This is a genomic window from Gemmatimonadota bacterium, assembly GCA_009841265.1.
Lineage (GTDB): Bacteria > JAAXHH01 > JAAXHH01 > JAAXHH01 > JAAXHH01 > JAAXHH01.
In genome coordinates this window covers 328,898-341,591 of the sequence record VXMB01000009.1, presented here as the reverse complement: position 1 = coordinate 341,591, position 12,694 = coordinate 328,898, and the positions used below count along the sequence as shown (strand labels likewise).

Annotated in this window: 8 protein-coding genes; 2 read left to right on the top strand and 6 right to left on the bottom strand. The window is 61.2% G+C overall.

The genetic code is table 11. The features are described 5' to 3' along the window. Positions 1-24: 24 nt before the first annotated feature. From F4X08_06395 to F4X08_06370, 6 genes are read right to left on the bottom strand one after another with little or no spacing between them, the layout of a single operon-like run. A complete protein-coding gene (locus F4X08_06395) occupies positions 25-765 on the bottom strand; it encodes a hypothetical protein (GenBank protein MYD25423.1) in 741 nt (246 codons plus the stop codon). Positions 766-789: 24 nt separating this feature from the next. Further along, positions 790-1,842, bottom strand: a complete 1,053-nt coding sequence (locus F4X08_06390) for a methyltransferase domain-containing protein (GenBank protein ID MYD25422.1) — start codon at positions 1,840-1,842, stop codon at positions 790-792. A gap of 37 nt (positions 1,843-1,879) precedes the next feature. After that, a complete protein-coding gene (locus tag F4X08_06385) occupies positions 1,880-3,907 on the bottom strand; it encodes a cytochrome P450 (protein ID MYD25421.1) in 2,028 nt (675 codons plus the stop codon). Beyond that, positions 3,907-7,083, bottom strand: a complete 3,177-nt coding sequence (locus F4X08_06380; GenBank protein MYD25420.1) for an efflux RND transporter permease subunit — start codon at positions 7,081-7,083, stop codon at positions 3,907-3,909. Before F4X08_06380 ends, F4X08_06385 begins: the two co-directional genes overlap by 1 nt. Then, positions 7,080-8,294 carry an efflux RND transporter periplasmic adaptor subunit gene (locus F4X08_06375; protein ID MYD25419.1) on the bottom strand — a complete coding sequence of 405 codons (1,215 nt, stop codon included), beginning with the start codon at positions 8,292-8,294 and terminating at the stop codon, positions 7,080-7,082. The genes F4X08_06380 and F4X08_06375 overlap by 4 nt, the downstream gene beginning before the upstream one ends. Before the next feature lie 7 nt (positions 8,295-8,301). Continuing rightward, the gene (locus F4X08_06370) at positions 8,302-9,831 is read right to left on the bottom strand and encodes an efflux transporter outer membrane subunit (GenBank protein ID MYD25418.1); all 1,530 of its coding nucleotides are present in this window, start codon (positions 9,829-9,831) and stop codon (positions 8,302-8,304) included. 317 nt (positions 9,832-10,148) lie between these two features. Here F4X08_06370 and F4X08_06365 point away from each other — a divergent pair, with 317 nt between their 5' ends. Continuing rightward, positions 10,149-11,888, top strand: a complete 1,740-nt coding sequence (locus F4X08_06365; protein ID MYD25417.1) for an ABC transporter ATP-binding protein — start codon at positions 10,149-10,151, stop codon at positions 11,886-11,888. Between the two features lie 42 nt (positions 11,889-11,930). Continuing rightward, a complete protein-coding gene (locus F4X08_06360) occupies positions 11,931-12,686 on the top strand; it encodes an energy-coupling factor transporter transmembrane protein EcfT (protein ID MYD25416.1) in 756 nt (251 codons plus the stop codon). Positions 12,687-12,694 lie beyond the last annotated feature (8 nt).

Here is a 12,694-nt window from a genome sequence, read left to right as displayed (position 1 = left end):
GCGCGACATCCGCTGCCCGATGAGCTACCCGCCGTTCTCGTGTTCCGCCAGGGCCTCGAGAACGTCCTGATGGATGAGCGCTTCGAAGGCGTCCCGCGCCGGGAGTCCGGCCGCCTTCGACAGCAATTCCCCGGCCCGTTCCCGGCCGCCCTCTCTATCGAGATCGGGTAAATTGAGCGCGTATTCCAGCAGGACGATCATCAAGTCCGGCGCGAGTTCCAGCGCCCGTTCGTAATGGAAGACGGCGCTCTCGCGGTTTCCCTTGTACAGGAACCGGGCCACGCGCCCTGCTCGGGCGATACCGGCATGCCAGCTCCCGAAGGCCATGTGCGCCTCGGCGAAGTCGGGATCGATGGCAAGCGCGCTCTCCAGCAGTCCGCGGACCCGGCCCGCCAGGCCCCGGCGAAGCGCCGTAAACCTGCCTACCGTCAGCGAATACCGGCCAACGGCGTGCGCGGACTGGTAATACGCTTCTTGATTGGTCGAATCGGCGCGCACCGCCTCCTCGCCGAGTTTCATCGCACGTTCAAAGAACCCCTTCCGATCATCACCGGTCGCAACGTAGTGGCCGTGCACCGCGAGCGATTGCGCCGCCAGGGCGTAGCCCACGGAGGTCCCGAGGGCTTCCGCCAGGTCCGCCGCCTCGAGAAAGCGGCCTTCCTCGAAAGCAATCCGAGCGTCGTCGATCGACTGGGCATTCGCGCCGACCGCCAGTAGCACGAGTGCCCCCACCGTCGCGAGACGTGCAATTCGCGCAAGCATCATCTTAACATCTCTGTTTAGTCGGATCTAAAGAGGTTTACGAGCCAGGAAACAGTACAGCGGTGTGAAGATACCCGTCTTGCCACCCGAAACATAGGCGTCCGCAGTGCGATCAAGGAGCCGGACGACTTCAGATGAACCCTTCGGAAGCAGACGCAGCATTTCGGCCATCTTCGATCCCGCGATGATGGCCTTACGGCCCCAAGGAAGCCTGCGCAGCGTATTCCCCAACGTTCCGCGACGACTATCCATGGTACTATACCAGGGCGTGGACGGCCCTTCCTGGATGTCTCGGTCCATCCCTTCCATGACTTGGAACCCCGCCGCTTCCAGTGCGCGATTCACTTCGCCGAACGTCGCGATGTCGTTCAGCGCAATGCCACGCCTGAGTTCCTGCTCAATGACACGGTGTCCGGCGTCTTCCGGATCGAACTTGTCAGTCAGGCACATTTCCTGGCCCCAGAACAGCGCACCCGGTTTAAGTACGCGGTATATCTCCTCGAACGCGCGTACCTTGTCCGGTGCGTGGCAGGTCGACTCGATAGCATAGCCCCGGTCGAACGTCTCGTCTTCGATGCCGCCCATATCCATAAAGCTGCATGCCTCATAATCGACCATGTGAGCGATTCCGGCCTCCGCGTTCAACTTTCTTGCCTTCTCCAGCTGGACTTCACTGATGTTGATTCCGACGACCTTGACACCGGCTTCACGGACGACGCGGCGCATGGGGCCGCCGATTCCACAACCAACGTCCACTACCGTCATGTCCGGCTTCAAGTCCAGCTTCGAGATCATCAACCGCTGATGACGGACTATGGATTCTTCCAGGCTCTCATCGGGTGTGAGCGGTACGAAATGCAGGGATTCGTTCCAGCCCCACACCATGAATCCGCTGCAAAGGTTATAGTACTCTTTCACCGTTGCCGCATGGTCATACCCGCTTGTGCCGTCGGCTTCCTGTGCCGCGCGGGCCGACCGGGCCGCCCGCGCGGTCCAGCCGTCGAAGTGCCGGACTCGACCCTTGACGCCCGTTCCCTGGTAAGCCTCACGCAGATCTCTGGACAGTTTACCCAGTTTCAATACGGTGACCTCTCCCCTGGAATCCGTCTCCACGACTTCAGACAGGCAGTTCGTGTCTCTGTTCGGCGATGACGAACTTCAGCTTCTTGCTCGGTTTCAAAGAGGGAAACGGATTGAACCTGAGCTTGAAGTTCGCGGGCGACACTTCGAGCCTGAAGTAATGCGCCAGCAACAACAGATTTACAGCCAGTTGCAGTTCCATCCAACGGGTGCCGAGACACATGTGCGTGCCCAGTCCGTACGGAGCGTATCCGGGACTGCGATGTTCGTGGCGCGGCGGAAGATAGCGGTCGATGTCGAATTTGTACGGATCGGGAAAGATGTCGCTCATGTAATGCGTGGCGGTCGGCGCGATATGGAGCCGTTCTCCCAGGGGCAGTTCGTACCCTTCGAACACACACACGTTCATCACGTTTCGAATAGACATGGGCACGATCGGGTACATGCGCATGCACTCCATGAGGAAGCGGTGCGTAACGTCGATCGCGGGTGGCGCGAACGTCTCGGCATCCGGATCGCCGTTCCCGAACAAGGCATCGGATTCTTCCCGGATTTTCTCGTAGAGCGCGGGCTGCGACACCATGGCGTATACGACAAGGCTGTACATATCGCCCAGGTACACGCTTGCAATCAACGCCGCGGAAAAGGAAAACCGCAGGTTGGATTCCGGGAGGAACTGCGGGTCGCTCGCGTGCAGGCTGAGGTACTCGTCCACGAGGTCCCGGGGGCTATCGGCCCGTTGGGCAGGGGTATGGACGCCTTCGATTCGTTCCATCAGCGTATCCAGGGCTTTCGCCCGGCGTTTCATGCCCGGGGTGTTCAGTGTGAATTTGGGCAGGATCCTGGCGACGTGCACGCTGAGCGCCCGTTCCTTGAACTTCATCAGATCGTCCAGGACGTCCTGGGAATCGACGCCGATAAACAGGGGCGAGAGTTGTGAGTTGATCATCCGGCGGCACATGGTCGAAGCGGTATAGGCGTCTCCGACGTTCCAGCTTGCCATGTGACGTCGTGCATGTTGGTAGAGCTGGTTCAACTGCCCTCCCAGTCTTCCGCGAGAATACGCCGGCGACAAGGACTTGCGAAGCCGGAAGTGATCGGCGCCGTCCAGAGAGGGCAAGAGGCCGGATGCACCGTAGACCTTCTCGAATTCGCTGAAGTAATCCCTGGCTCTCAGGTACATGCGTCCGTGCTTGTGCACCCAGCGGTTTACCTCGAGTCCGGCCATAAAGACCATGGCCTTGGCGAATGGAGGACAGATCTTGAACACCGGTCCGTACTCCTCCGCCAGGCTCGCAAATAGCGCGTTGAGGTTGCCGTCTCGTACGTGCGGGTTTCGCAGCAGTTTACGAAGCGAAACCGTCGGGATCTTTCTCGTAAAAGCGGCCCGGCGAAGCGTCGGGCTGGCCATTTTGTGTGAGACTGCTTCGGCGATTGACCGGCCGATTTCGTCCATCTTGCAGATGAACTCAATGCGCTGCTCCGACTCTTCGTCGAGTTGGAACATGAATCGAAAAACGTCGCAGGTATTGACCAGGCATATGACGATGACGTCTCTCGGGTCGGGTATCTCGTTCATGAAGATCGCCCGGCTGATCCGCGTTCTGATGAACTGATTCGCCGTACCCTTTTCGTCCTCTTCGTACAATCCCATCTTCCAGTCGACTCGGGCCAGCGTCCAGAACTCGCCGTCGTGGTGTTCCAGGACTTTCATTTCTACCAGGCGATCCAGCACCGAATCGATGATCGTCTCCGCACGGGGAGCCAGCCGTTCGATCCAGTATTGCGTATTCTGCTGATTGGGCTCGCTCGCGATTTCCTCGAGTATGAAATCGATGGTGGAATTGCCCGTGGGCGTCGGGTCGAGGAGGAACAGGGACTCCACATCCGTGTCGATGCGGGACCTGAGTGAAAGCTCCGCAAGCACGGCACCGACCACGGCGCAGTGCAAATGCCAACCGGGCACCTGGTGGAAGTAGCCGGTCTCCTCGTTGAGCAGCATCAGGATGAGTTCCTGAGTCAACGTAAGCGGTTGGGGCTTCGTGCCCTTATTGGTTTCAGTCATCAGATTTGCCCTCCCTTCATCATACGCAGATGAATGGTGGAAAGCGCGGGAACGACCATCATGATTATAACCGTAACAAAGAGTATACCGCAACCAAGCGATGCGGCAAAAGGAATCAGGAACTGCGCTTGAATGGCGGTTTCCAGAATCAGCGGCGTAAAACCCAGAAACGTCGTCAGGGAAGTGAGCATAATCGGACGAAAACGGCCCTTTGCGCCCTCTATGATCGCAGTCCGCACCGGGTTGCCCTCCCTGCGTTTCTGATCGATGAAATCTATCATGACGAGGGAATCGTTCACGACCACGCCGCTCAGGCCGAAGATACCCAAAAAGGACACGGCGCTCAGGGCTACGCCAAGGACCCAGTGGCCCAGGATCACTCCGATGAATCCGAAGGGGATAACCGCCATGATGATGAACGGTTTGGTATAGGATCGCAAGGGGATCGCGAGCAGTGCGAAAATCATGATCAGCGCGATCGCGAACCCGCGGTACAACGCATCCAGGGAATCGAGCTGCTGTTGTTGTTCACCTCCGAACGTGTAGGTCAGATCCGGGTACACGGCGGTCAATGACGCAAGGATCGAATCCTCCAGGATGCTGTTGGCCTGGTCGCCGGAGATCACCGCGGCGTCCACGTCCGCGGAGACCGTGACGACACGCTGGCCGTCCTTCCGTCGAATGGCCGGTGGCGAAACGCCCGGGTTCAGCGACGCCACGCTGACGACCGGGACCTCGGCCCCGCCCGGCGTGCGGACCAGGTACCTTTCTATATCGGTGATGGAACTCCGCTCATCGGCGGGCAGGCGCACGTAGACCCGGACCTCTTCCCGGCCGCGCTGGACCCGGACGGCATCCGCGCCGAAAAACGCCGCGCGCGTCTGTCCGGCCAACGCTTCCAGCGTCAGACCCAGGGTACGCGCTTCCGGCCGTAGTTCAAGCTGCATTTCCGGAATGCCCGGGGTGTGATCCGACCGGATGTCGTGGACGCCCGCCACTTCTCGGAGACCGTCGACCACCCCGTTCGCAATCCGGGCGAGCAGCTCCGGGTCCGGATGGGACAGTACGGCCTCGACCGGGTTGCCCAGGTCAAAGACCGCGCCACTGAAGGTGAGGCCGCGGACGTAGGGAAGCACGCCCACCTCTTCCCGCCATGCCTGCACGACCTCTCCGGATGAGATTTGCCTTTGCTGCGCACTCAGGAGTTTGAACTCGATGGTAGCGATGTTGGCTTGGGGATTGAGGGTGGGGGCCGGATTAAGCCCGCCCTCGAGTCTCGATCCCATACCGACGGTCACCGTCACGCCGCTCAGCAGCGGTGGCGCATCCTCGGGCCGGCCACTCGAAAGCCGTTCCATGACCCGATAACCCGCGGCCTCCAGTTCTCGTGCCACCTCATATGTCCTCGGGGCGGTCGTCCCATCGGGCATCTCCAGGACGACCGTCGCGAAATCCCCCTCGATGTCGGCGGCCAGCGTGGTAGGTACGATTCCCGCAGGCAACAGCGAGATACTAAGCACGAGCATGCCCACGGCTCCCCCCATCGTGATCGCGGGCTGATCCGTCGCAAATCGCAGCGCGCGGTCCAACGGACCCTGCACGAACCGGTTCAACAGCTCGTTCACCCGACCCTGGATCCGGGCGAAGAAACGTTCGAATGGATTTACCGGCACCCATTCAGGACCTTTTAAATGGGACAGGTGATTGGGTAATACCAGCAGTGATTCGACCAGGGAGACCAATAGCATGGCGATGATGATGACCGGCAGTGCCCGCCACACGTCACCGATGCCGCCGGGGATGAACAGCAGTGGGACGAAAGCGACCACCGAAGTTAGCACCGCAAAGGTCAACGGCACCTTTATCCGTCGGACACCACGGATCGCGGCTGCAACGCCGGACGTTCCCCTGCTGCGTTCGTATTGAACGTGCTCGGCTACGACGATGGCGTCGTCGACGACGATCCCTATGGCGAGTACGAAGGAAAAAAGGCTGATTTCGTTGATCGACACGTCGAGCGCATTCATGACGGCCAGCGCGCCGATACCCGAAACGGCGAGGCCGACGGCGACCCATACCGCAAGCCGGATCTGGAGAAACAGGCTGAGCGCGATCAACACCAGCAACAGCCCCAGGATTCCATTCTTGATCAGGAGATCGGCGCGTTCCTCATAGACCTGGGATTCGTCATTCCACATGGTGACGGCCACGCCGTCCGGCAGTGCCGGGATCACTTCGTTATCCAGATGTTCCCGGACGTTCGTCGCGACGTCCATTACCTGTTCGCCATCGGCCCGGTATACCTCGACGAATACAGCGGGATGATTCTGATGCCGGACGATCAGGTCGGATTCCTGAAAACCGTCGCGGACCGAGGCAATGTCCCCGAGTCGAACGACCGTTCCGTCACGCCGGCTGAGCAGGACGATATCTTCGAAATCCTGCTGGTCGTAGCTCTGGCCGAGGGTCCGGATCCGCACCTGGGATTCCCGGGTATCGATACTGCCGGCAGACAGGTTCAACGAACTTCGACGGATGGTATCGGCGATGTCGGTGAGTGTCAGTCCAAGGGCCCTCAGCCGATGGAGCGGTACCTCGATGGAGATTTCGTATTTCCGAACGCCGCTGACGTCGACCTGGGACACGGACGGAAGCGCAGCGAGCTCATCCTCGATCTGATATGCCAATTCCTTCAGCGAGCGTTCGGACACGTCGCCGAAGACGATGAACCGCATCAGGCTCATGCGGTTGTCCATCTCCCGGAAACCGGGACGATCGGCGCCGGCCGGGAAAGACTGAATGCGATTGACCGCGGACTCGATATCGTTCAACGCCTGCGCCATGTCCGTACCGGAATCCATTTGAACCCGCACAGACGCGATACCGGGGGCCGCCACGGACTTGACCGCCTTCACGTCATCCAGTCCGCTGACCTGATCCTCGATCTTGACGACGATCGACTCCTCGATCTCCTCCGGCGTGGCACCGGGATAGGCCATCGACACTTCAATGTGGTAGAAGGGCGTGGTGGGCCACGCTTCCCGGTCGATGCCGGTCAGCGAAACCAACCCGGCGGCTACGATAGCCCACATCAACAGATTGGCAGCCACGCTGTTGCCCGCCATGTAGGCGATCGGGCCGGAAGTTTCTTTATGATTGCCGTTGTCCATGGTCATGGGGTCTGGCCGGTCTCCGTCTGGACGCGCATGCCTTCTGTCGTAAACCGGATCCCGCTGGTGACGGCGGCCTGGCCGTCTTCGAGGTCACCCGTCACATAGGCTCTATCGCCGGTACGCTGCAGTACCTGCACCGGAACGATATGCACCGCGCCGCCGTCGCGCACGATCCAGACCTCGTTGCCTGATTGCAGCGCCGCTCGGGGAACCAGGAAGTAATCATCCCGCTCAAGACCGTTGATTTCCACCTCGACGTACTTGCCAACCAGCAGGGGGGGACTGCCGCCAGGACCAGCCGTGTCGTCCATGGGCTGCCCCGACCGAAACGGATCCGGTACGCGTACGATCACGTCGATGGTGCGCGTTTGCCGGTCAAGGTAGGGCTCGCTTCGGTCCACGTAACCTGTCCAGGCATAGGATCCTTCACCGAAACGGGCGACCACGCGCGCACCGACGCTCCGGTTCCCGTCGCCCGCCGAAAGCGACCACAACCCAGGTATTAACGCAGCATCGGAATCGGATAGCGGCGCGACGACTTCCACGGCATCGGCGGCGAAAACGCTTGCGACCGGCTGGCCGGCGGCAACGATCTGTCCCACATCCACGGATTCTTCCTGGACGAAACCGTCGAAGGGCGCGGTAATGTGGGTTCTGGACAGAGCGAGATTGGCCTCGGCGAGTCGGGCTTCATCCCGATGCAGTGCAGCCCGGGCCGCCTTCAGCTGCGGATCCCTCAACGCGAGTGGATTTGCGTTGTCGTCCGAAGACGCATTCCCTTTGCGCGCGGTGTAGAGATCGTGCTGTGCACGGGCGATCGACGCCTGTTCCTCCTCCCGCAGCAACGCCAGTTGACTGGCCGCGAGACTGGCCTCCGCTTCCCGCACCCGATACCGGTAGTCGACCTCCTCGATGCGGAAGAGCGTATCCCCCGCCGCGATCCGGCCGCCACTCAGGAAGCCCGGGTCGACCCACGCGATTCTGCCGCCTACCTGCGAAACGACATCGATCTCCGCACTCGGCCTTACCGTGCCGGAACCGAACACCGGAACGGGTCCGGATCCCGCGGTGACCAGGCCCGTCTGAACAAAGGGTACCTGGGGCGGCTGTTCCGTGCGCGTCGGTTGCGGGGCCAGCGAAACCAACAGGGCGGCCAATGCCACGGAAACTCCGAGTATGCCGCCGGCAACGAGAAAACTGGTTAAACGCGACATGGCTTATTCACTCCATTGGAGGACGGGCAGAGAGACGACCGTCCGGCTGGGGCTGCCGCAGCATGAGACGCTCACGGTCGGTGGCGGTCCAGGTGCCGCCCAGTGCGCGATGGAGAGCGAGTCTGGCGTAACCCAGGTCCCGCGCCGATGCCGCCAGTACCGACTGTGCCGCCAAACGGGTCTGTTCCGCCGCCAGGAACGCTTCGTATGCGCCCACGCCTGATACGTATCTTTGCTCTTGAAGCGCCGATTCGGATCGGGTTTCATCGGAGATGGCGGCCAGCAGCGCGTGTCTGCGGTGGCTGGCATCGAGTCCCACCAGGGCCGATTCGACTTCGTTTACCGCGGTGACCACGGAGCGGCCATAGGCGGCCGCGGCCTCGTTCAGTCGTGCCTCCGCGATCGCTATATTGTTCCGAATCCGCGAGCCCTGGAATACAGGACCCAGCAGGTTCGCGGTGAGGTTTCGGAACCACTGATCGGGGTCGAACCATTCGCTCGAATCGGTGCTTTGCAGGCCGATCGCGCCCTGCAGAGACAACCTCGGCAGCAGGTCGGCGCGTCGCGCACCTACCGAAAACCGCGCCGCCTCCACACGCTGCAATGCCGCGAGCACATCGGGCCGCTGGACCATGAGATCGGCCGGGATGCCCGCGGGAACGGGATCGAGTGACGGTGAAGGACCGGCGGAATCGGACAGCGTATGCGCCAGGTCGGTCCGGAAGCCGCCCATGAGAATCCAAAGCCGTCCCTCGGCGTCCGCACGCAACGCTTCGATCTGCGGCAATTCAGCCTGGGCTTCGCGCAGGCTGCGCCGCGCCGCGTGGAGGTCCTCCAATTCGACCAGTCCCCGCTCGTACCGGGACTCGGCAAGCGATTCCTGTTGTTGCAGGACGGCCACGATCTCGCCGGACAGCGCCTGTTGCCGGCGCAGACTCGAAATCTCCAGATAGGTGCGGACGGTCTCGGCCAGCACCCCCATGCGTGCGCTGAGATAGTCCGCCTCCGTGGCCGCCAGCTCGGCCTCGGCGGATCGCTTATCGTTGCGGTTGCGGCCCCAGAAATCGAGTTCGTAGGCGAAGTCCATACTCAGGGTATAGGTGGTGAGTCCCAGACGGTCGGGGATCTCCACGCCCGCCGCGCTCAGGGATTCCGGGTCCAGCCCGACCTCCTCCAGTTGCGCTCCGATGCCAGCGTTCGTCGGACCGTCGAAGTCGTTCACGCTTAACGAAGGCTGAAGCAGGGGAAACGCCGCAGCCCGGGCGACACCCGCCCGGCTCCGGGCCTGCTGTACCCGGGCGACCGCTCCGGCCAGGTCGAAATTCGAAGAGAGCACCTCCTCGATGACCCGGTCGAGGACCGGATCTTCAAATGACTTCCACCATGCCAGGGGCCGGTATGCACCGGAATCCGCTACGCCGGCGGCAAACGCGCCGGGCGTTTCCGGTACCGATTCGAGTACCTGAAGGTTCCGGTTCGGCGCCAGGGAACAGGCCGAGAGGAGCAAGATGGAGGCAAGTATGGAGCAGCGTACCATATCGATTCCATGATCGGGACCGTGATCGAATGTACTTAACACATTACTTGCGAATCCGGTCTTTGACTATTGAAATAGTCTAACACAAACTATTAGGAATGTATACTTACTATACTGTGAATATTCAAAAGAGGCCAGATTCATATCCATCTTTACGAGCACGGCAACCTTATACATTAACTAATTGAACGTTTTTCCTTTGTGCAGATGCGATTGATGGATAAACCAAAATTGACAAACGGAGGATTAACCACTAACCTGTTCGCGTTCTTCATCCATTGTAAATTAGGGTGCAATCCCTCCATGAATCAAGTCTCTTGAACCAGCCGATCCTCACGCTCAGCGACCTCGCGTTCACCTACCGCGACGCCCCTAAGCCCGCGCTCGATCAGATCAACTACCATCATCCCCGCGGTGAATTCACGGTAATCGTCGGCGAGACCGGCGCCGGCAAATCCACCCTGTGCCGCTGCCTGAACGGGCTGATACCCTCCTTTACAAAGGGCAGGCTCGACGGAAGCCTGCAGGTAGCCGGCCACCGGGAATCCGAACGGCCGCAGGTCTACGAACTGGCACGAATCGTCGGCCTGGTCTTCCAGGACTTCGAGGCGCAGTTGTTCTCCACCAACGTGGAACTCGAGACGGCTTTCGCCCTCGAGAACTTCGCCGTGGACCGCGATCAGATGAAAAGCCGCGTCGACCAGGCGCTGAACCGGGTCGGGCTGTCGGGCTTCGAACAGCGGGACCCCGCCAGCCTGTCGGGGGGCGAGAAGCAGCGGCTGGCCATCGCCTCGGTGCTGGCGGGCAGTCCCTCGGTGGTGGTCATGGACGAACCGACGACCGACCTGGATCCCGTCGGAAAACGAGCCATCTTCAAGCTCGCCCAGGTCCTGCGTAACGAGATCGAGGGCATCATCCTGGTGGAGCACGAGACCGAACACGTCCTGAGCGCGGACCGGATCCTGTTGATGCACGAGGGGCGTATCGTCCAGGAGGGGCCGCCCGGCGAGATCCTGGCCGATCCCCGGAATGTGATACGGCATGGCGTCAGGCCGCTTCAGACCACCGTGCTGCTGTCCCAACTGGGACTGGAGACGGATGCGCTGACCATACAGGACGCGGCTGCCCGAATCCGTTCGGCCGGATGGCGCGTCAGGGAGTCTGCCCGGGAAAGCCTGGAAGGCGCGCGCCGGAGCGAACGGCCGCATGAATCACCGGGTGAACCATCGGGTGAGCCACCGGGTGAGCCGCGCCAGTCTGTCGTGCACATCGAAAACCTGGTCTTCAGATACGGCGAAACACCGCCGGCCGTGGACGGGGTCAGCCTGGACATCGCGGCCGGTGAATTCGTCGCGCTGGTGGGACAGAACGGCTGCGGCAAGACCACGCTCGCCAAGCATCTCAACGGACTGCACGCCCCGACGGAGGGCGAGGTCCGGGTCCTGGGCAAGTCGACCACCGACTGGACCCTGCCCGAACTGGGACGTCGCGTCGGTTACGTATTCCAGAATCCGGACCATCAGATCTTCGCCAATACCGTGCGGGACGAAGTCGCCTTCGGCGCCCGGAACTACGGGTTCTCCGAAGATAAAATCGGGGAGAAAGTGGACGCGGCACTGGCCGAAACCGACCTGTCCGGCCGGGATCTCGAGGACCCCTTCAATCTGACCCGGGGAGAAAGGCAGCAACTTGCCGTGGCGTCGGTGCTGGCCACGGACCCCGAGATCCTCGTTTTGGATGAACCGACCACCGGGCTGGACTACCACGGCCAGGTCGCCATACTGAACCTGGTCCGGCGGCTCAACGAATCCGGCCGTACCGTGGTCATGATTACCCATTCCATGTGGGTCGTCGCCGAATACGCCGACCGTTGCGTCATCATGTCGGGCGGACGCGTCGTCCAGGACGGAGACGTGCGGACGTGTTTCAGCAATCCCGAATTGCTGGAATCGCTGTACCTGGAAGCGCCCGAGGCCGTCCGTCTCGGTTATGAATTCGGACTCGTGGCACGTTCCGTCAAAGAGATTGCCGACTGCCTGGAACGTGTGGAGGAATAGTTCCCGGCCGTACAGCCCCAAGGCCTGCGGACCGGACCGCCCATGGTGCTCTACATACCCACTGATTCCCTGTTGCATCGGCTCCATCCCTCGACGAAGACCGTGGGACTGGCCCTGTTGCTGATCCTCACGGTGGCCTTCCAGTCGCCCTGGTACCAGCTGGTCATCCTGTCGGGTGTCCTGTTGCTAGCCCGTTCGGCCGGCGCGTTCAGAAACCTCCGCCGGATCCTGCCACTCATGATTACCGTGCTCGTGTTCAGCGTCGTGTCCTGGTCGCTGTTCAGACGCGTCGGCGATCCGTTCTGGTCCTTTGGACTGTTCACGCTCTCGACGGAGTCCATACGGTTCGGGTTCGCCATGGGATTCAGGCTCGAGGCGATGCTCGTTTCCGGCATGGTCTTCGTTTCCTGTACGAAAGTGGAGGAATTCGCCTATGGGCTCCGGGCCATCGGGCTGCCCTTCGCCGTCAGTTTCGCGCTCTCTCTTGCCTTTCGGCTCGTTCCCCTGTTTTTTACGCGTATCGGCACGGTCGTCCAGGCCCAGCAGGCACGGGGCCTCGATCTCAAGAGCGGGAACGTATTTCAGCGGGCCCACAAGTACGTGCCGCTGCTGGTGCCCATATTCGTGTACGCGATCAGGGACACCGACCTGCTTTCCATGGCCCTGGAATCCAAGGGTTTCGGCATGCGGGGCAGGAGAACGGAGTACCTTGCTTTCCCCTTCGTCTGGCGTGACTATGCCATACTGGGGTTGCTGCTGATCCTGAATATCGCGGGCTGGTTGATGCCGGCTCCGTGAGCGATCCA

Coding starts and splice junctions, on each gene's coding strand:
- F4X08_06370 (MYD25418.1), bottom strand. CDS start 9,831: ATGGTACGCTGCTCCATACTTGCCTCCATCTTGCTCCTCTCGGCCTGT.
- F4X08_06375 (MYD25419.1), bottom strand. CDS start 8,294: ATGTCGCGTTTAACCAGTTTTCTCGTTGCCGGCGGCATACTCGGAGTT.
- F4X08_06380 (MYD25420.1), bottom strand. CDS start 7,083: ATGACCATGGACAACGGCAATCATAAAGAAACTTCCGGCCCGATCGCC.
- F4X08_06385 (MYD25421.1), bottom strand. CDS start 3,907: ATGACTGAAACCAATAAGGGCACGAAGCCCCAACCGCTTACGTTGACT.
- F4X08_06360 (MYD25416.1), top strand. CDS start 11,931: ATGGTGCTCTACATACCCACTGATTCCCTGTTGCATCGGCTCCATCCC.
- F4X08_06395 (MYD25423.1), bottom strand. CDS start 765: ATGATGCTTGCGCGAATTGCACGTCTCGCGACGGTGGGGGCACTCGTG.